This window comes from Chitinophaga filiformis (assembly GCF_023100805.1).
GTDB lineage: Bacteria > Bacteroidota > Bacteroidia > Chitinophagales > Chitinophagaceae > Chitinophaga > Chitinophaga filiformis_B.
Genome location: NZ_CP095855.1, coordinates 2,847,889 through 2,868,853 on the forward strand (window position 1 = coordinate 2,847,889; position 20,965 = coordinate 2,868,853).

The following is a 20,965-nucleotide window of genomic DNA, read 5'->3' on the forward strand; positions in this document are numbered from 1 at the left end:
TTATACTATAATGTTGTTCCACCCATGCTTATTCAGCAACAGTAGAGATCTTGATCGTGTTGGTAGGCAGGTGCTCTGCTACTGGCGTGCTGCCTGTGTTCACTACAATGTCAGCAGGTTTTACAAAGCCTCTTTCTTTCAGGATATTGATCTGGTCGGAGATGATGCCGTCCAGGCTTTCTTCGCCATCATAGAAGAAGGCGCGTACGCCCCAGCTCAGGCTCAGCTGATTTACCAGTGTTTTTTCCTTGGTGAAGATAAACAGCGGAGAACGCGGACGGTAGCTGCTCAGCATGAAACCGGTGTAACCGCTCTGGGTCATACCGATCAGCGCATCAGCATCCAGGTCTTCTGCCATCTTACAGGCGTTGTAACACAGTGCATCGCTCAGGAAGGTAGGAGAGTGACGGTGAGGGATCAGGTTACGGTTGTAGATGATGTCTTCTTTCTCAACTTCACCGATGATCTTTCTCATGGTCTGGATCACCAGCTCAGGGAACTGACCTGTTGCGGTTTCACCACTCAGCATTACGGCGTCAGCCCCTTCCAGTACCGCGTTAGCCACGTCAGTGATCTCACTACGGTTAGGACGGGTACGGTCTATCATGCTTTCCATCATCTGCGTAGCCACGATTACAGGCTTGGCACGGTGGATACATTTACGGATGATATCTTTCTGGATCATTGGGATCTGCTCTACAGGCAGTTCCACACCCAGGTCGCCACGGGCGATCATTACGCCGTCGCTTTCCCAGATAATTTCCTTCAGGTTAGCAATAGCTTCAGGTTTCTCGATCTTGGAGATCACCTTCATTTTGGAATTGCGTTCTTTCAGGCGTTTGCGGATCAGCTGGAGGTCATCTACGTGTCTAACGAAGGACAGGGCAACCCAGTCACATTCGTGATCGATGATGAATTCCAGGTCCACGATATCTTTTTCGGTCAGTGCCGGCAGGGAAACTTTGGTGTCTGGCAGGTTGAAGCCTTTCTTGGAAGACAATACACCTGGCAGGGTTACTTCAGCTTTGATCTCGCCTTCGGCAGTGATCTCTCTTACTACTGTTTCAATTTTACCGTCATCCAGGAGGATCTTCTGTCCTGGTTTAACGTCTTTATGCAGGTCTGCGTAGGATACATAGATCTTTACAGCGTTACCCACTACTTTCTCGTTCACGAAGGTCAGGATCTGACCAGCTACCAATGGTAATGCATTGTTCTCGATCTCACCAACACGCAGTTTAGGGCCTTGCAGGTCAGCCAGGATGGCTACGTTGTAAGGCTCAGTTTTGTTGATCTGACGGATATACTGGATAATACGCAGTTTATCCTCGTGAGAGCCATGTGAAAAGTTCAGACGGAACACGTTAACGCCGGCTCTTACTAATGCAAGTAAGCCTTCATAGGTATCGCAGGCAGGGCCGACAGTTGCTACGATTTTGGTTTTGTGCTGGGAATGCGCACGGGAAGCTTCATGATCCATCTGTTTGTGTACGTATTTTGATAAATCTTTTGTACTCATAGCTCTATTTTTTAACTCGCAAGTATTTTAACCATCTTTAACCATTCCGGATCAAGGTGCTCTTTGGCTTTGATAGCCTGTTCCAGAGGGGTATATTGGATTTTGTTGTTTACAATGCCTACCATAACATTAGAAGTACCGTTCAACAGTGCTTCTACTGCTGCATAACCCATACGGCTGGCCAGGATACGGTCCTGGCAGGAGGGAGAGCCACCACGCTGTATGTGCCCGAGGATACATACGCGGGTATCCAGCTGCGGGCAGCTGGCTTTTACCTGACGCGCTACTTCTTCAGCACCGCCGGCAATGGAACCTTCAGCAACGACAATGATATTCACCAGCTTCCTGCGGCGCTCGTTGGTCTGCAGGTCTTCAATGATGTCCTGTACGTCGATCAGGTGTTCCGGGGTCATGATGTGCTCGGCGCCAGTGGAAATGCCACTGTGCAGGGCAATATATCCTGCATCACGTCCCATTACTTCTATAACAAATAAGCGGTCGTGCGCATCAGCTGTATCGCGGATCTTGTCTATTGCATCCACAGCTGTGTTCACTGCCGTATCGAAACCAATGGTAAAATCAGTACCTGCAATGTCCTTATCAATAGTGCCAGGTAAACCGATGCATGGAATGTCGAATTCCTGGCTCATCTTATAAGCTCCGTTGAATGAACCGTCTCCCCCGATAACTACGATACCATCAATATTGTGTTTCTTGAGATTTTCGTAGGCTTTCTGTCTGCCTTCCGCTTCATAAAACTCTTTACAACGTGCGGTCTTTAAAATAGTACCCCCGCGCTGAATGATATTGGCAACAGATTTGGACTCCAAGGGAAATATTTCATTCTTCAGCATTCCCCTGTAGCCATACATAACACCATACACATTTAACTGATGGTAAATTCCGGTCCTTACAACTGCACGAACGGCGGCGTTCATGCCTGGCGCGTCTCCACCTGATGTAAGAACTGCGATGTTAGAAACTTTTTTCATAGTTATGTTTATTTCCCTCTCTACGTTTTTATGTTGGATTCAGGGAATCCGGTGTCTTTTTAGCTTCCTATACCTCAAAATACCCCTAACGTGTGATATTGCATCCCCTGTTTTCCAACCCCCTGCTTTTTACCTTTTTTCCTGAAAATCACGCTGCTTATGCATAAATTGCCAGGAAAATATCTAAGTGGCGCACAAAAATAACATTTTGCGTATTCTTTCTAATAGTATTCTGATGAATTACACGAAATTTTCATTTTTAATTAATCAACCAGACAATTTTTTTAAAAAATATACATAGATAAAATTTAAATGTAAACCCAAACACTTTACATGAAAACACGTAATCAGAGACGCCCTATCTTTACTTTTTTCTATTTATTTATGATAACTGGACCCGCAATGGCGCAACAGACCGGAATTATTTATCCGCAAACTAATAAAACAGACGTTACCGACAATTATCACGGTACTATCGTTGCAGATCCTTATCGCTGGCTGGAAGACGATAACAGCCCGGAAACAAAGGCATGGGTGAAGGCACAGAATGAGGTGACCAATGCTTACCTCGCTAAGATCCCTTTTCATGGAGCGGTAAAAAAGCGGCTCGAAGAACTGTGGAACTATCCTAAAATAGGTACACCGTTCAAAAAAGGAGACTATTACTACTTCTTTAAAAATGATGGTTTGCAAAACCAGGCTGTACTGTACCGTCAGCAATCGCTGACGGCTGCACCCGAGGTGTTCATCGATCCCAACAAATTCTCAGACGCCGGTACCGTAGCGCTGGGAAGCCTTTCCTTTTCGAAAGATGCCAAACATGTGGCCTACCAGATCGCCAAGGCGGGATCTGACTGGCAGCAGGCCTTCGTGATGGACGTGGAGAGCAAACAGCTGCTGAAAGATTCTATCGACTGGATCAAGTTCAGCAACATCTCCTGGAGAAAGGATGGCTTCTACTACAGCCGCTACGATAAGCCTACGGAAGAGAACAAGCTGTCTAAAAAGAACGAATTCCATAAGGTATATTACCACCGCCTGGGCACCTCCCAGGACCAGGATGAGCTGATCTACCAGGATAAGGAACATCCCCTGCGCAACCTGGGTGTGGATGTTACAGAAGATGAACGCTTCCTGATCCTGCATGAGACGGAAGGCACCTCGGGCAACCAGTTATCTTACTGGGACCTTCAGGACCCCGCTCAGAAGGAGTTTAAGCTGCTGGTGAAAGGTTTCGAGTCCGAGCCTAACGTGATCGACAATGACGGCGACAAGCTGCTGCTGCTCACCAACGAAGGCGCGCCCAACTATAAGGTAGAGCTCGTAGATCCGAAAAACCCTTCCAGCCGTAAGCTGATCATTCCTGAACAGCAGGAAGTATTGAAGGAAGTGAATACCGGTGGCAAAAGATTGTTTGCCATGTACCTGAAAGACGCCTCCTCCCGGGTGGCGCAATATACTTATGACGGTAAGCTGGAACGGCAGATTGCCCTTCCCGGCATCGGTACTGCCGCCGGTTTTGGCGCTGCTGCCAGGGATAAGGAGTTATTCTATTCCTTTACATCCTTTGTGGCCCCGGCAACTATCTACAGATATGACATTGCTACCGGTAAGTCAAGCCTCTTTGCCAAAACAGAAGTGAAGTTCCGCCAGGAGGACTATGAGACCAAACAAGTGTTCTTCACCAGTAAGGATGGTACTAAAGTACCGGTGTTCCTGTCTTACAGGAAAGGTATTCAGCTGAATGGGCAGAACCCGGTGCTGCTCTACGGCTATGGTGGTTTCAATATTCCCATGACGCCAGGGTTCAGCGTTTCCAACCTCTTTTTCATGGAACAGGGAGGCATTTATGCAGTAGTCTCCCTGAGAGGCGGTAATGAATACGGCGAGGCATGGCATAAAGCTGGTATGCTGGAAAAAAAGCAGAACGTATTTGACGACTTCATTTCGGCTGCAGAATTCCTGGTAAAATCAAAATATACCAGTCCTTCCAAACTGGCTATCCGTGGTGGTTCCAACGGCGGATTGCTGGTGGGCGCCTGTATGACACAACGCCCTGACCTGTTCAAGGTGGCATTGCCCGCAGTAGGAGTGATGGACATGCTGCGTTTCCAGAACTTCACCATCGGCTGGGCATGGGTAACGGAGTATGGTACAAGCGCTAAGGCAGAGCAATTCCCGTACCTTTACAAATACTCACCCTTACATAACCTGAAAGCAGGTACGCAGTATCCGGCTACCCTGATCACAACAGCCGATCACGACGACCGTGTAGTACCAGCGCACTCTTTCAAGTTTGCAGCTGCCCTGCAGGCAGCCAATACAGGCACTAACCCAACGCTTATACGTATAGAAACACAGGCAGGCCACGGAGCCGGTAAGCCGACTTCCAAACTGATCGAGGAAGCAGCCGATATCTGGTCGTTCACCATGTACAACCTGGGTATGAGCTTTAAATAAATATATATACCAATTAACGTCAAAGGCCGTATCACACCGATGCGGCCTTTTTTCATATAGCAGTGTTTAGGCCCTGGCCCATTGTTTACACTGCATTCGCAGGCCAGGTACCTGATGCCTGCTGCTTCAGCGCCCCGCTATTACAGATAAGAATGGATATAATCCCATTGTTCCGTAGTAATTGGTAATTCGGAATTGAATCTGAATTCGTAATTTTAGTAAAAGGCATAGAAATGAAGGTATTAATCACAGGAAGCAACGGATTATTGGGCCAGCACCTAATTCCAGTTTTTTTGGAGGATGGCCGGTATCAGGTAATAGCCAGCGGGAGAGGCCCTAACCGTCTGCCGATACAGGCGGGATATACCTACGAAGCTACCAATCTGCGGGATGCCACCAGTGTGCGGCACCTGCTGGAAAAGCATCAGCCGGATATAGTCATCCATGCTGCGGCTATGACCCAGGTCGATGACTGTGAACGTAATAAAGACCTTTGCTGGGATACCAACGTAGCAGCAACGCGTTATTTACTGCAGGCTGCCGAAAAGTACAACACCTTCTTCATCTTCCTGTCTACCGACTTTGTATTTGACGGTTTACAGGGGCCCTATGCAGAAGATGCTGCCGTCAACCCCATCAGCTATTATGGCTCCAGCAAGGTTGCCGCAGAGAGTATGGTCCGCAACAGTAAGCTGCCATGGGCTATCGTACGTACGGTACTGGTATATGGCGTGGCGGCAGATCCTAAGCGCAGTAACATTATTACCTGGGTAAAAAGCAACCTGGAGCAGGGTAAGAAACTGAAGGTCGTGGATGACCAGTGGCGTACCCCGACGCTCGTACAGGACCTCGCCGCAGGATGTAAACTGGTAGCGGATAAAAAAGCCACCGGCATATTCCACATCTCCGGCAAGGAAACACTGACCCCTTATCAGATGGCCGTACAAACTGCCGGTTATTTTAAACTGAACACACAGCTTCTTGAGAAAGTAGATGCCAAAAGCTTCACACAACCTGCCAAACGCCCCGCTAAAACAGGTTTTGTTATAGACAAGGCCGTGAAAGAGCTGGGTTTTGCCCCCCATAGTTTTGAAGAAGGACTGGAGATCGTTGCAAAAGAAATTTAGTGTATCTATAACTCCGGGTACACGTTTCCCCAATGTAATTCAGGATCAGTGCTGTAGTTTCCATCAAGAGACGTTTCGTCTTATGGATGGCTATTGCCTGGGAGATACTTCCGGGCTGAAGGTCCGTGTGTTTGGCAGATGTTAGTCCGTATTCAGCGCTTACTTTTCTATGGTCGTGGAGGATACCTTCCGGGCCAGGGCCCCGGGGCGCTACCTGCAGCGAAGTGGCTCCGGCGGCCGCTATTTGCATGGAAAGTTTGTAGGCTCCAGGCTATATATGAAAAGAAGGCGGGGTAGCGCTTCCGTCACTCCGGAAATGCTACCCCGCCTGTATGTTTACCCGACCGGATCATTTATGATCACTTTCAGGGCTTGCTCAGAAAGACTTTAGTTACGCCATACTTTTTGCCTACCGAATCCTTCATAGCTGTGGTATCGGATGAAGGAGTCCTGAAGTGTTCGCCCAGCATAAATTTGGAAGAATCTGCACTGGCTCTCAGCACTACCGGTTGCTTCCACGCATCTTTCCGCGTGTGGTACATCTTGTCGGCAGCCTTTTTATCTTTATATGTCTGGAAAATAACATCGTATTCCATCATAGCCGTTTCCGCAGGCGTTGCGGCAGCTGCATTGGAAGTACTATCCACTGCCGGAGTGGCTGGGGCAGGTACTGCCTCCACATGGGAAGGCGTTACGGCGCTCTCAGCTCTTGTGATCTCCGGTCTGTTCTTGTTGACAGAATACCATACAATAATAGCCGTCGCTACGGATGCCACAGGGATGGCAATCCACAGCCAGCGTAATTTGGAGGGTATTTCCCTGGCATATCCTTCATATTCGTAATCCTCCGTTGTAGCAGCAGTCGTTGCAGGTGGTTTAAGGCCCTGGTCGGAAGATGCTGAAGGGGAAGTTGATGAGGCGGACGAAGCGGATGATGGCGATGGCGAAGAAGATGACGATGGCGCAGAAGAAGAAGATGATGATGATGACGGTGATGCCGTCAGGTGATCTACCACCTGCTTATTCACTACTTCCTTCGTACCTACAGTTACCTTGTGACTGGCATCCTGCCTGATCACCGGGCTGACATGCAGCACATCCCTGGTAATGGCGGGTGGTTCCTGTTCAAAGGAGATCCTGCCTACTGTGTTGGCCAGCAGCTTCCCTACACCGGGTATTACAACGGGCTCGCCCTTCTTAAGGAGCTGCCTGAAATCATCTATATATTTCTCCATCTTCAGCTGCGCGATGGCTGGCACCAGCAGCTCTTTCTGCGAGATCCATTCCACCAGGCCTCCGTCGTTAGTCAATGTTTCCTCAAATGTGATGATCTCTCCCGGGGGGGATATTGTTTTATTGGTGACATCGTAACGTGCGGGGGTATGCGTCAGTTTGAACACGCCTAGTTGGGGCAGACAGCAGGTATGCTGCCTGAACAAAATTTCCTGTATGTATTGCTGTAGTACCAATTACGTAGATATTCCTATTTAATATAAAATGACTCTCTCGAACGAAATCCCGGTGCCAGGGATCAGGAATGGGGTAATATATTAGCTTAATTCCTGATCCTCAGACCTTGATTGTGACTGCAATTTTACGATTTTAAAATTTAATCATCACGCCTCCCAGTACATTCAGCCCATAAGTAGGGTATCCGTACCAGCGCTGGTATTTCGAATTAAACAGGTTATTGGCGTTCACCCAGATGTTGAAATTCCTGCCGATATCATAGTTGGCACCGGCACTCAGATCCCATTTACCCTTGGTTTTATTGAAGTCCTGCGTAGCAAATACCTGGTAATATGTACCGCCCAGGTAGTACAGGTTCGCATTCAGGTGTAGCTTTTTAGCAAGCGTGTACTGTGCAAAAGCATCTGCCTGGAAAGGGATCAGGCCCCAGGGCTTGATCTCCGTCTTCTGTTTGTTATAGTTGAACCAGTCGAACGATAATCTCATCTGGAATTTCTCTTCCTGTATATAGCCCACTTCTGCATGCAGATTGAAGGCTTTCAACTCTTCCTCGTTTTTGGTGTAGAAGGTCTTGCCATCAATGCTGTCATTCACAAACAGCGGCAGGTTATGCCAGGTAACAGCGGCAAACTTGGTATTGTAGTTGAAGTGGCTGCCTATCGTTCCTTTGATACCGGTATATTTCTCTTCTACTCTTGTATTCAGTACACCCGGACCATAGCTGCCGATGAATGGATTCTGGTTAGCCAGGTTACGGTAACTGTTCTTATTAACGTAAGAGATCCATCCACTGCTCAGGATCACTTTCTTGTAAATAATATGCGATTCGTTCACGATGTCTGGCAGCAGGTAGAACTTACTGTTGGTCCAGGTAGGGTTTACACCTGCATGTAATACGAAACGTGGCTTGATGATCTCCAGTGCAGGGTGAATGGCCACCACGTTGTTGTTGATCTGCTCATGATCATCTTCTTTGAAGGAAGACAGGTCAAAGATACCTTCTGCCCTGAGGTAAATATCCTCAAACAGCTGCTTGGATACGGGGATCTTCAGGATAGCGGTAGGCTCTTTCCGTTTATAGGAATCGCTGAAGTAGATGAACTTAGCGGAAGGCTCGAATTTAAATGCCCAGTCGTTCAGTGTCCTGTTCTTCACGCCTACCTGTGCCGTGAACTGGTTGAATGTCTGCCTGACATCATTTTTGGAGAATTCCAGTGTGGCATGATCATATCCATAATAATGCACCTGGTTGCGGTCGTACCCGATACTGCCGTTCACTTCCCAGAGCGGAGTGAAGTAGGTGCCTGAACCCAGCACATTGAGCGCGCTGTAGTCCTGGTTCTTGATATCTCCTTTGGACGATGTGTAGTTCACATACAATCCGAAGTTATATTTTTCCTGCCTGCCGGTACCAAAACCCGCCTGTATCAAAGGCGTGCTGAGGTTACCATAACCGGCTTTGATGAAGTTGTTCTGCAACTGGCTCAGAGAATCCTTACCCAGCGCCAGCGGTTTAAGCGGAACGGGCTGGTACATAAAGTAAAGGTTCAGGGCCGGTACCTGGTACTGCAAACGCGGACGGGTCGTATCAAAACCCGGCAGGGAAGCCGTCAGGTTCAGTTTAGCCGCATCCCGCAGTTTCGGGCGGTAATTGGAAATGATATCGATCGTTTCTTCTTTCAGGTTCTCCTGTGCGTAAGCCTGCTGGTGCAGCAGCATACCTGCTGCGCTGCAACCTGCTACTGCCAGGAACCGGTGAATATGTTTGATATAAGCGTTCATGCTAACGTAATTCGGAATTATTTATTGGATTTGATTTTAGAGGCAGCCTTTTCTTCTGCTTCTGCTTTCGCCAGTTTGTCCTTCGCTTCCTGTTTCAGCTCAGGTATCGGACAGTTCTCTGCAATGCTCTGGAAAGTAGCCTTTGCATTGAAATAGTCTTTCTGACGGGCGTATACATCACCCAGGAGGATGTAGGCTTTAGCCACCCACACTTCATATCCCGGTGTATTCTTTATTACATCAAAACCAGCTTTCTCTGCGCCTGCGAGGTCGTTTTTCTGCAGGAGGCAGTAGGCCAGGTTATAGCGGGCTTCAGCGCCTATCTCAGACTTGGTAAGCCCCGCGGCTATCTTATATTCCTTGATCGCTTCGTCATAGTTGCCCTGTTCCTGCTCTGCACGGCCCAGGTATGCATGACCGATGATCTGGTCGTCGGTACTGATATTACTGCTGGACAGCAGGATCTCAGCGTAGCTGTTCACTTCATCCCAGTGTTTCAGCAGATAATTGCTGCGCAATAATCCGCGGGTAGCAGTGAAGGTATTCTCTTTGGTGGTGGAAAGGTCCTGCAGCTGCAGATAGTAGGTGCGGGCTTTCTCATAATTCTTCACCTGGTAGAAGTTGATATTGGCAGCCTGTAAAGCGGCACGCTCTGCATACAGGCTGTTGTTCTTGGTCAGCACAAACTCGTAACCGGGCAATGCACCTGTATAATCTTTGGCGTTGTAAGCACATTCTGATTTATAAAAATTAGCCGGCAGCACAAATGCCCCGTTCGGGAAGCGCTGCAGGTAGCTGTTGAAGGCGATGGTAGCGCCGGCACAGTCGCCATTGCTGAACTTCGTTTCTGCTGCTGCATAGCTCAGGGAATCTTCTGCAGATGCACTTACCGACTGGCCTGTAGATCTCAGCAAAGCGATATACGCATCTGTTTTTCCCTGGCTCACATAAATATCTTTTACAGCGGCCAGTGCCTCATTGGCTTCAGGAGAGTTGGGATATTTCTCTACTACCTGGCGGTAGTAGGAGATAGCCTTGTCATCATTATCCTTGTTGAAATAACAGAGGCCCAGTTTCAGCAGTGCACGGGGTGCATTTGGTCCGTTAGGCTGTTTCTGCAATACATTTTCCAGGTAAGGGATGGCCTCATTATATTTCTCTTCCGCCAGGTAAGTATTGGCTATTTCCAGGTCGGCGTCATTACCGAAACCGGAAGAAGGATATTTGCTGCCCAGCTGTTTGAGGAGGGCTACTTTTTCATTTGTCTTACCCTGGATACCGAGAATGATACTTTTCTGGTAGGTAGCATAGTCAGATCCCGCCTGATTGCTGGCAATGATCTTGTCGTACAAGGCCATTGCCTTGCCGTAATCTTTCAGCATGTAGTAACAGTCCGCACTACGGAGGGCCGCATCAGCAGTGATACGGGCTGCATTCGGGCCGGTGGTGCGTTGTGCTGCTTCAAAATGCTGCAGGGCGCGGGTATAGTCTTCCTTCTTCAGCAGGCTGTAACCCATGTTATAGCTGGCTGTTTGTGCATTCGCTTCGCCGGAGGCAGGTACGCCGCCGGTGAGGTAAGCGTTCAGGTGGCCGATGGCCGCATCTGTTTTATTCTGTCGCATGGCAATTTCGGCTTTCCAGAAATGCGCCAGTTGCACCAGGTTCTTATCGTAAGGATTCTTCAGTGAGATGTCCAGCAGGCGGTCAGCTTCTGCCAGTTGCTGGTCGTTGATCAGTTCTGTGGCGCGGCCGTAGGCTACTTTCTGATAGGCCTTCAGGACAGTCGGCGACTTGTCGGGCATCGCTTCAATGATGGTCAGCGCGTCGTTATAGTTGTTGGTGTTCAGGAAGAGGTTCACCAGTATCTCGCGGGCCTCTTTATTGTAAGCGGACTGTGGATAGGAGCTTACAAAGCTGGTCAGCTCAGAGATAGCGGCATCCTGGTAGCCCAGTTCATAAGACAGTTTACCGTAGTTGAACCGGGAGATCTCCTGTTGCTGCGCATTGGTGCTGTTACGGGCGCAGAAGGCAAAGGCGTTGCGGGCATTCGCTTTCTGGTTGGTACGCAGGTAGCAATCGCCCAGCAGGTACATGGAGTTCTGCCCCAGGGAATCCTGTTCGCTGCTCAACTGTTTGAAGCCGTTGATGGCTTTACTGTAGTTACCGGTCTGGTAGTAACTGTAAGACAGTTGGTAAATGTCTTCTTTTCTTACTTCTTCAGCATTGTCCTGGAATTCCTGCAGATAAGGCAATGCTTTCTGGTAGTCTTTCCTTTCGAAATACGCCTGACCGAGTAATTGTTTCAGTTCTGCCTCGTAATAAAGTCCGCCTTTTTTAACAAGCGGTTCTGCGTAGCTGATCAACTGGTCCTTTTTATTCTGAAAGTAATAGATCTCCGCAATGTAATAAGGAACGATAGTGCTGTATTTAGGATCGTTCACCACGCGCTGGAAGCTGGTGAGTGCTTCATTGTACTGCCGGTTGTAATAGGCGATGAAGCCATAGTAGTAGTTGGCCGGCAGATAGTATTTGCCCGGTACCTCCCTGATGGAACCAAACAGTGGCTGTGCCTTCTGGAAGTCTTTTACATTAAAATAGCAGTAAGCCAGTTCGAACTTGGCCTCTGCGATCTCGCTGTTGGAAAGGTTCTCGATATTCGCTTTTTCATACAGGGGGATGGCTTCTTTCAGCTTATTCTGATGGAAGTAGTACTTGGCCAGCTGGTAACTGACAAGCTGCTCCCTCGCGCTGTTGTTGTAGAAGGCCAGGAAGTCCAGCGCCAGTTTTTCCGCGTTGGCCTGTCCCAGTTTCAATGCACAAACGGTATAATAATACTGGGCATCTGTCTTCACCAGGCTACGGCTGGTCTCCTGGAAATAGCTGATATTATCGATCGTTTGCCGGAACAATTGCATGGCCACCGCATATTTTTCCTGCTGGAAAAGTTGCTGGGCATCCTTGAAAACTTTATCCGGCTCGGTATAGACGCGCGTTTGCTGTGCTTTTGACACAGGCGCAGCCAGTATACAGAAAGACGCCAGGAATAAGTACCAATGTCCGGGAACAAGAAACTTTCTTATGAATTGCATGCTTTTAACCTGTTATATCTTAAATATGCGTTTAAAACGGATCCCCAACAGAAATTATTTTCTATTCAGAATCAATAATATATTGCTTTGAGGGAGACAAAAACAGCAACAAATATAGCTATTGCATTTAATTAAGCTATACGCCGTTCCGGGGGGAACATGGCGGGAACCGGATGACCGGCACCTGGTACGCGGAACCTGCTTTCGGATTTGCCTTTGCTGATCTGAAATTAAGGTGTTGACTTGCAAGAATTAAACCAACTTATCAGGGAAGCCGGCAATCATGGCGCTTGCCTTATCACCTTGGCTGGTTTTCAGGACTGTTCATACGAAAAATAATTGCCGGGGTCAATTACCGGAATGTATGTTAAATGCCGGAGAATGTCTGTATATAACAGGGTTTTAATTGTTTATTATTAATCATATTTTTGGCGCAATCTGTAAACAGTTCATTTAAATTTAAAAATGCGCCTGCATTATTCCTGTCGGCAAAACAGGAGGTAAACAGATCTGCAGGACTAAACCATTTTCTCTATGAGCAAACTATTTACATCACGTGTGAACACCGGGGCTGTCAACTTTGCTATGCTGGTATTGCGTGTGGTTTTTGGTGCATTGATGTTCACACATGGCTTGGCAAAACTAAAGGGCTTTTCCCAGATGGTGGGCAAATTCCCTGATCCGCTGCATGTAGGACAAACAATATCCCTGTCCCTGACCATTTTTGCAGAAACCCTCTGTGCGGCACTGGTAGCTGTCGGTTTACTGACCCGCCTTGCAGCTGTTCCGCTGGTCTTCTGTATGATCATCGTGGTTTTCATTGTCATGAAAAATGCACCTTTGTCGCAGAATGAAATGGGCATCCTGTTCCTGGCTGCCTTCACTGCAATATTATTCGCCGGGCCTGGCAAATACAGCCTGGACCACCTGATAGGAAAATAATTTACACCACTGGTGCCTGTGCGTTGCCGGGAAACGCGGAATGCGTTTTGCGGTAAATGCAGGCACCAGGCCTTATAAGACTGATATTATGTTTACACAGACGACACAGATACGCGTACGCTATGGAGAAACGGACCAGATGGGATATCTTTACTATGGCAACTATGCATTATATTATGAAGTAGGGCGTGCAGAAGCCATCCGGACGCTGGGTTTTACCTATGCCGAACTGGAAAAACAGGGTATCATTATGCCGGTGGCGGAGTTAAACTCGAAATACCTGCGCCCGGCCTACTACGATGATCTTATAACAGTGAAGACTATGTTGAAGGAATTGCCGGTCGATCATAAGATCCGGTTCCATTCCGAACTATATAATGAAAAGGGCGAGTTACTGAACGTAGGTGTCACTACCCTGGTATTCCTGCATGCAGATACCAAACAGCGGTACGGGATGCCCCCGATCATGATGGAACGCCTGGCTCCTTTTTTTGAGAAAAGCCTGTAAATCATGACAATACAAGCGGACAAGGTATTAGCAAGTATCATCACGATCGGAGATGAACTACTGATAGGACAAACGATAGACACCAATTCAGCCTGGATGGCCCAGCAACTGAATGCGATGGGAATATGGGTACACCGCCGTGTAGCCATTGGAGATGTGAGAGAAGCTATCCTGGAGGCTTTGGAAAAGGAAGGGACGGTATCGGACATTGTGCTGATCACGGGAGGACTGGGGCCTACGGCCGATGATATTACCAAACCCGTATTGTGCGAATATTTTGGAGGAAAGCTGGTAAGGGATGAAGCTACCTATGTACAGGTAATGGAATTCTTTGAAAGCAGGGGCCTGCCAACCCTGCAGCGTAATGTAGACCAGGCGCTGGTACCGGATGTGGCCACAGTGCTGCACAATACCAGGGGCACAGCGCCGGGTATGTGGTTTGAAAAGGAGGGAAAGATCTATGTTTCCATGCCGGGTGTGCCACACGAAATGAAAGGATTGATGTCCGATCATGTGTTGCCACGCTTACAGGAATATTTTCAGACGCCGGCCATTGTACACCAGACATTGCTGACTTCAGGCATGGGAGAGTCGTTCATAGCAGAGCGACTGACGCATTTTGAGACTTCGCTGCCCCCGCATATAAAGCTGGCCTACCTGCCGTCTTACGGCTTGCTGAAGCTGCGGCTCACGGCTTTCGGCACAGATAAGTTATCCACAGCCGCCGCATTGTCCATCTATTTTCACCAGATGAAAGAACTGCTGGCAGATATTGCTGTGGCAGACCAGGACTTTCCTATCGGAGAAGTGCTGGGCAGGCTGCTGAAGGAAAAAGGCAAAACAGTAGGCACAGCCGAGAGCTGTACAGGAGGGTTTATTGCCCACAACATCACCCTGGTGCCGGGAAGTTCCGCCTGGTACAAAGGCAGCATCGTTAGTTATTCCAATGAAATTAAAAGTGGTCTGCTGGGGGTAAAACAGGAAACACTACAGGCCAATGGTGCGGTGAGTGAGGCAGTGGTACGGGAAATGGCCAGAGGCGCCCTGCAGCAGTTAAAAACCGACTATATCATAGCGGTATCCGGCATTATGGGGCCAGACGGCGGTACTCCGGAAAAGCCGGTCGGCACCGTATGGATAGCTGCCGGCAGCGCCAAAGAGCTGGTGACAATGAAGCACCAGTTGCGCTACGACCGCCTGAATAACATACAGATGACAGCAACTTATGCAATGAATGAATTGAGGAAGTTGATAGTATAAACCTTACTTTTGTTTCCGTACCAAAACGCTAAACACAATTTTATGGCCATTGTAGAACTGGTAATGCCCAAAATGGGGGAAAGTATTATGGAAGCCACCATATTACGCTGGCATAAGAAGCCGGGAGATCATGTAAAAACTGATGAAACCGTGCTTGAAATTGCGACGGATAAGGTGGATAGCGAAGTACCTTCTATTGCCGATGGGGAAATTACCGAGATACTCTACGCGGAAAATGATGTAGTACCGGTGGGTACCGTCATCGCACGTATCAATACCGCTGTTGATGCCGGTTATGCGACAGCTGCTCCTGTAGCTCCGGTGGCTGTGCAGGAAGCGCCTGCTGCCACTGTAAGGGAAGAAGCGCCTGTTCCGCAACATGAAACGGTGAGTGCTCCTTACGAGGCACAGTTCGTGACAAGTGGGGCCCGTTTTTATTCCCCGCTGGTGCTGACCATTGCACAGCAGGAAGGTATCAGCTTTGCTGAACTGGAAAAAATTCCTGGTACCGGCAATGAAGGCCGTGTGACCAAAAAAGATATACTGAACTTTGTAGAGGCGAAAAGCAAGGGGCTTACGCCTGCAGCGGCGCCTGCGCCACAGCCACAGAGAACAGAAGCACCTGCACCTGCAGAACAAGCGGTAAGCCGCCCGGCCGCCGCTGTAACTCCGGCTGCTCCGGTCAGCAATGGAGTAGGTTCGGCATCTGCACCTGCTTCAGTTAGCAGTGGCAACTATGGCAATAATGTGGAGATCATTGAAATGGACCGTATGCGTAAGCTCATTGCCGAGCATATGACCCGTAGCAAACATACCAGCGCGCATGTTACCAGTTTCGCAGAGGCCGATGTGACCAATATGGTGAAATGGCGCGACCAGGTGAAAGCGGCCTTCGAGAAAAGGGAAGGAGAGAAGATCACCTTCACGCCGCTCTTCATTGAAGCAATGATAAAATGCATCAAACGTTACCCGCTGTTGAACAGCTCACTGGATGGCGATAAGATCATCGTCAAGAAGGATATCAATATCGGTATGGCAACTGCTTTGCCTTCAGGTAACCTGATCGTTCCGGTGATCCGCAATGCTGACATGCTGAACCTGGTTGGCCTGACCCGTCAGGTGAATCAGCTGGCCAATGCAGCCCGTCAGAACAGGCTGAAACCTGATGATACACAGAATGGCACTATCACCCTGACCAATGTAGGTACCTTTGGCAGCCTGGCTGGTACGCCCATCATCAATCAGCCACAGGTGGCTATCCTGGCAGTAGGCGCTATCAAAAAGCGTCCTGTTGTGATAGAATCGCCTTATGGTGATACCATCGCTATCCGTCACATGATGTACCTGTCACTGTCTTACGATCACCGTATCATAGATGGCGCCCTGGGGTCTACTTTCCTGAGTGCAGTAGCGCAGGAACTGGAGAATTTTGATGTGAACAGGGGATTTTAAAAAAAGCAGGGGTGCCGCGGCAATCCTGCATACCGGCGCTATTTCCCGTCAGCTGATAAGCACATTTAAATTAATATTCTTTCCGAATGATGAATACAGTAAGATCTGTCTTGGCTGTATTCATCATTCGTGTTTTGGGATAAGACATTATTTTGTGGCATTTTTCGGAAGGGATGTTGCCGGTGTACATTATCCGGCCGCTTGAAAAAAACGGGTGAAACATACTGAGATGATCGGAATACTGCCTGGAATAGATCTGTTGATCGCTCAGGGCTCATACTGACGGCTACCGGGTATCGACCCCGGCTTACGGTAACTATCGCGCTAAGCAGGGCCCATGCCTGTACAGGGAAAGAAGAACAACAAAAATATACGCGCATAAAAAAAGCTCCTTTGCAGGAGCTTTTTTCAATTTCTTGACCGTGATAAGCTTAGGCCAACAGAATTAATAACGACCACGACCGCCGCCGCCGCCGTATCCGCCGCCGCCACCGCGATTAAATCCACCACCTCTTGAGTTATTATTCGGTTGTTTAGGTCTTGCTTCGTTTACCATCAGTTGTTTGCCTTCGATTTCAGTACCGTTCAAACTATCCATAGCCTTGCTACCTTCTTCCTGGTTGGGCATTTCCACGAATCCGAAACCGCGTGAACGGCCAGTCTCGTGGTCCTTGATAATTTTAGCGGAAGTAACCTCTCCAAATTCGCTAAATATCTGGTGAAGGTCTTCATCGTTCAACCTGTAGTGCAGGTTGGCTACGTAAATGTTCATGACTAAAAAATTAAAAAAATGAAAAATAATATTGAAGATAAAGAAATAAGTTCAATAAATACACCGCGTCCTGAAATAATTTCATAAAGTAAATATACCGGTAACACTGGCCGGAATTACCACTTCCGTTTTATGGATAGTTGGCTGATTTTTTGTAAATTAATACATATAATCCATTAAAATATTTTGGTATGAGTGGCCTAAGCGAAACATGGTTTGCGGATGGTTATATCGATTTTGAGCAGAAAAAGTATACTTTATTGGCTTATCTGCAGCAAATAACCCGCTATTTCAATCAAAACAAGCTGTACCCGCAGCTGGGGGATGTTATCTTTCATTACAACAACCTGGTAGCTTTCAGGGAAAACAAACAGTTCCTGCAGCAGCAGTTTCCCAAGCGACTGACTGCCGTTAATATGGAACGCCTGCAACTGCTGTATGAACAGATGATCGCAGACGATGAACTGATGCAGGAGCTGGAAACCATTATCCAGTATGCTATCCAGAAGATGAACGGTGCTATCCGTGAAGGCACGGAGATCTATGAATTCGTGGAAGAAAGCCTGAATATCTCTCCCGTAGGACTGATACCGCTGGATTCGCAGGAGGGCTATTTGTTCCTGTGCGACGGTCGTTATGAGGATATCATGGTATACGAATACAGGTTGAGTATTTTCGAGCGTCATGACGAAAAATACCGTGGTATTCATACACAGTACCTCGATACCTATACCAAGGACCTGGTACATACCTGCGAGCACATCAAGATCAGCCTGATCCGGCAACGGAAAAAATTACCTACTCCGGCTGTATACCGTATCGATACAGACCTGGTATTTCCGGTGGCAGAGACCTTATTGCCCATTGCCAAGCGCTCTCTGGTAAAGTACATCGCCAATAATGCCGCTTAAATAAGGCCTGCATCCCAAAGGCAGGTGCGCTGATCAGCAACAGCTGATACGGGAAACTTATGGCCGCTCAGGCTCAGCCCGCATCGCCATTTGCGTTGACAGGGAAGAAATAACAACTAATTCAGCAATACCGGTGCACTGTTGCCAAAGGTGATCTCCAGTTCATGATCATGCAGGAAAGGCTCGTAGTATTGCCTGATGATCTTGGTGAGTTTCTCTTTAGACTGATTAATATACAGGTTATTGTTCTCCAGTTGTTCGCGGGAGGTCTGGTAGAGCTTTTTCTGTACGTCAGTATAGGTTTCATCGTCCTGGAACAGCAACCAGCCTTTCCGGTTGGATGTTTCCATTTTATCTACTTTCAGCTCATAACTGAGCAGTTTCGGTTGTGGCAGGTTGATAGCGATCTTCTTATCCGAAACGGTGATCCGGAAACTCTTCTCATCTGCATTGATACCATATTTGGCCAGGTAAGGGATGGATACCCAGATGGTATTCTCCAGGAATGCCTTTTTCAGATTGGTGGTCCATTCTCCATCGTCAGTGACATTACTGCGCTTGATAGTGGCATTGCCCTGCACCTCAAGGCTGGCCAGTTCTGCGATCTCGCGCACGATCTGACTATTGGAAAGAATACTCTGATTTACACTTTTACTGCCGAATTGTTTGCCTAACCAAAACAGTAGAACAGCCAGGGCCAGAAAAAAAACGAAACGAAAAAATCTTTTCATAACGGAAGAGATAGTTGCTGCGGACCACAGTCCATAGCTGAACAAAGGTCCATAGTGATCTTGTTTTTGTTGTTAGTAATGTATGCAAAAGTCTACAAACGCTGGGCCATAGCCCCGATATACAGTTGGTAGCTTGTTGTGCGTTTTAAATATAAGTTACAACTCCCAAATAGGGACCCCGACGACGTCAGCGAATATAATATTTATGGCTGATAGTCCATAATGATCCTGGTGGTATCATCAACCGTGCACCAGGGAGGCGATCAGTTCACTGTGCTGTGGGTATACCGCCTGCAGGCTTTCTTTCCCCGCCAGTTCAAAATCGGCGAAATCGAAGCCGGGTGCAACTGTGCAACCTACAAGGGCAAAACCGCCGGGCACCTCTGTACGGGAGGCAAACCAGTGTCCTGCTTTGATCACCAGCTGGGGTTGTTCGCCTTCTTCGATGTTGAGCCCCAGTTTGTGGACGGTTAGCTGCCCTTCAGGAGCAATATCGTAGATAGCCAGGGAATGGCCATCGTAGAAATGCCATACTTCATCCGATGCAATACGGTGAAAAGCGGAAAACTGTCCTTCTTCCAGCAGGAAATAGATAGCGGTAGAAGCGCTACGGCTGCCGTTCATGGCCGGTGGCAGTTCCGACTGCTTAAATTCCCAGGAGGAACGATAGGTTTCCCGGAATGAGCCTCCTTCTACATGGGACTGTAAGTTGAGATGTTCCCGCCAGTAGGCGGCATTGTGTCTTGGTTTTTGCATGATAATACAAAAGAAAGGAAAATAGATTGAAATGAAAAAGCCGTCCCGTGAACGAGGCGGCTCTCTTATTTTTCATTTTTCTAGTCTGAATCTTGTTACGCTACGGCTACAGGGCGTGCTACCGGCATCTGCGCAATAGCTGTTTCCTGGTTCAGTACCGGTGGCTCTCCTTTGAAGAAGAGGAAATCCTGTATGAATAAAGCCTGGTTGTAATAATCGTTGTTAGTGATAAACGCCTGCCACTCTTCTACATTCATCTGCTGCATGTTGCGCATAGCATCCCGGAAACGGAGCATACGTGCAAACAACTGTGGCGTCAGCCCGATCACCTCCATAAACTTCCTTTCCAGCGTGTGACGGGACATCTTAAATTTCTTCGTCAGCCACTCAACATTCGTATAGCCCTGGTGGTCAATGATGTAATCAGCAATTTCATCTACCTGTTTCAGGTTGTGTACCTGCGAGCACATCATGTTGGTAAATGCATCGTCCAGTACAGTGTCCAGTTTGGTGACATCCGTAGTGGCAGCAATTTTATTAGCCAGTTCCTTCCAGCACTCACGGTCCTGCTTCAGCAGATCACGGAAATAATTATTGAAGGCAGACATGTCCAGGCCCGCCAGCCTGTAACAACCATAAGCATTCAGCTGGATCACGGTCATTTTTACAGGACCTTTTACCCTGATCTGATGATGACAGGTAAAATGGCCTACAACGGAAGCCTCCGGTAAAGTAAAGGAAGCATGTTGGGTGGGCTGGAAGATCACTTCTCCTTCCTGCAGAAATACCATGTACAGGTCTCCCAGGGAGAACAGGTTCTGCGGCAGGTTGATCAATCCGCTATTAGAGGTTTGTAAATGATAATACTGCTTAACATACGGTGCCAGCGAAGTTGCCGGTTGGTAGATACGGAAATTCATAGGAATATGTATAAGGTTATCAGATATTCAAAACATCCACAGATCTGAATCAGGTCTTCAATTTCTTATACAAACTTATATGTTTGTAAGTATATAAAAAAATATAATTTGAGTAGCTTGAAAGACAAACTGTTGCAGCGGCTAAAACAGATAAATGCCTGTTGAGTATTGGTTTCCGGCGGAATTTGCTGGAATTTGTCTGTTTGAAGTGCCCTGCTTAAATCAGTACAGGCCCGCCGGACGGCATAGCGGAATGGAAAGCTGATCTTCTCTG

The 20,965-nt window shown here is 47.9% G+C and carries 16 protein-coding genes; 7 read left to right on the forward strand and 9 right to left on the reverse strand.

The genetic code is table 11. The features are described from left to right. Positions 1–28 precede the first annotated feature (28 nt). Positions 29–1,519 carry a pyruvate kinase gene (gene pyk, locus MYF79_RS11450; protein WP_176842283.1) on the reverse strand — a complete coding sequence of 497 codons (1,491 nt, stop codon included), beginning with the start codon at positions 1,517–1,519 and terminating at the stop codon, positions 29–31. Between the two features lie 11 nt (positions 1,520–1,530). After that, positions 1,531–2,511, reverse strand: coding sequence for a 6-phosphofructokinase (pfkA, locus tag MYF79_RS11455; RefSeq protein ID WP_089832908.1), 981 nt, complete (start codon positions 2,509–2,511; stop codon positions 1,531–1,533). A 402-nt stretch (positions 2,512–2,913) separates the two neighbouring features. Between pfkA and MYF79_RS11460 the strand changes: the two genes are divergently transcribed. Together MYF79_RS11460 and MYF79_RS11465 are read left to right on the forward strand one after the other, a co-directional pair. Further along, positions 2,914–4,971, forward strand: a complete 2,058-nt coding sequence (locus MYF79_RS11460) for a prolyl oligopeptidase family serine peptidase (RefSeq protein ID WP_247814004.1) — start codon at positions 2,914–2,916, stop codon at positions 4,969–4,971. Positions 4,972–5,204: 233 nt separating this feature from the next. Beyond that, positions 5,205–6,098, forward strand: a complete 894-nt coding sequence (locus MYF79_RS11465) for an SDR family oxidoreductase (protein WP_247814005.1) — start codon at positions 5,205–5,207, stop codon at positions 6,096–6,098. Between the two features lie 365 nt (positions 6,099–6,463). On the opposite strand, the gene MYF79_RS11470 is transcribed toward MYF79_RS11465, so the two are convergent. From MYF79_RS11470 to MYF79_RS11480, 3 genes are all read right to left on the reverse strand, one after another. Further along, positions 6,464–7,567 carry a hypothetical protein gene (locus tag MYF79_RS11470; protein ID WP_247814006.1) on the reverse strand — a complete coding sequence of 368 codons (1,104 nt, stop codon included), beginning with the start codon at positions 7,565–7,567 and terminating at the stop codon, positions 6,464–6,466. A gap of 133 nt (positions 7,568–7,700) precedes the next feature. Further along, entirely contained in the window at positions 7,701–9,350 is a 1,650-nt protein-coding gene (locus tag MYF79_RS11475; protein ID WP_247814007.1) for a hypothetical protein, read from the reverse strand. Positions 9,351–9,367: 17 nt separating this feature from the next. Then, a complete protein-coding gene (locus MYF79_RS11480) occupies positions 9,368–12,439 on the reverse strand; it encodes a tetratricopeptide repeat protein (protein WP_247814008.1) in 3,072 nt (1,023 codons plus the stop codon). A gap of 534 nt (positions 12,440–12,973) precedes the next feature. Between MYF79_RS11480 and MYF79_RS11485 the strand changes: the two genes are divergently transcribed. The 4 genes from MYF79_RS11485 (at position 12,974) to MYF79_RS11500 (ending at position 16,601) form a co-directional block, all read left to right on the forward strand. Beyond that, positions 12,974–13,381 carry a DoxX family protein gene (locus MYF79_RS11485; RefSeq protein WP_247814009.1) on the forward strand — a complete coding sequence of 136 codons (408 nt, stop codon included), beginning with the start codon at positions 12,974–12,976 and terminating at the stop codon, positions 13,379–13,381. Between the two features lie 88 nt (positions 13,382–13,469). Then, positions 13,470–13,889 carry an acyl-CoA thioesterase gene (locus MYF79_RS11490; RefSeq protein WP_247814010.1) on the forward strand — a complete coding sequence of 140 codons (420 nt, stop codon included), beginning with the start codon at positions 13,470–13,472 and terminating at the stop codon, positions 13,887–13,889. Between the two features lie 3 nt (positions 13,890–13,892). Then, entirely contained in the window at positions 13,893–15,149 is a 1,257-nt protein-coding gene (locus tag MYF79_RS11495) for a CinA family nicotinamide mononucleotide deamidase-related protein (protein ID WP_247814011.1), read from the forward strand. 42 nt (positions 15,150–15,191) lie between these two features. Then, positions 15,192–16,601 carry a dihydrolipoamide acetyltransferase family protein gene (locus MYF79_RS11500; protein ID WP_247814012.1) on the forward strand — a complete coding sequence of 470 codons (1,410 nt, stop codon included), beginning with the start codon at positions 15,192–15,194 and terminating at the stop codon, positions 16,599–16,601. A 445-nt stretch (positions 16,602–17,046) separates the two neighbouring features. Here MYF79_RS11500 and MYF79_RS11505 read toward each other — a convergent pair whose 3' ends face one another. Then, entirely contained in the window at positions 17,047–17,373 is a 327-nt protein-coding gene (locus MYF79_RS11505) for an RNA recognition motif domain-containing protein (RefSeq protein WP_089832925.1), read from the reverse strand. 191 nt (positions 17,374–17,564) lie between these two features. On the opposite strand from MYF79_RS11505, the gene MYF79_RS11510 reads away from it, so the two are divergent. Next, a complete protein-coding gene (locus MYF79_RS11510) occupies positions 17,565–18,284 on the forward strand; it encodes a hypothetical protein (protein ID WP_199658175.1) in 720 nt (239 codons plus the stop codon). Between the two features lie 116 nt (positions 18,285–18,400). On the opposite strand, the gene MYF79_RS11515 is transcribed toward MYF79_RS11510, so the two are convergent. The 3 genes from MYF79_RS11515 to MYF79_RS11525 form a co-directional block, all read right to left on the reverse strand. Continuing rightward, positions 18,401–19,015 (reverse strand): DUF4230 domain-containing protein, encoded by a 615-nt coding sequence (locus MYF79_RS11515; protein WP_199658174.1) that lies wholly within the window; start codon positions 19,013–19,015, stop codon positions 18,401–18,403. Positions 19,016–19,255: 240 nt separating this feature from the next. Further along, complete coding sequence (locus tag MYF79_RS11520) at positions 19,256–19,771, reverse strand: cupin domain-containing protein (RefSeq protein WP_247814013.1); 516 nt, start codon at positions 19,769–19,771, stop codon at positions 19,256–19,258. A gap of 95 nt (positions 19,772–19,866) precedes the next feature. Further along, the gene (locus MYF79_RS11525; RefSeq protein ID WP_247814014.1) at positions 19,867–20,691 is read right to left on the reverse strand and encodes a DUF6597 domain-containing transcriptional factor; all 825 of its coding nucleotides are present in this window, start codon (positions 20,689–20,691) and stop codon (positions 19,867–19,869) included. Positions 20,692–20,965: the final 274 nt, after the last annotated feature.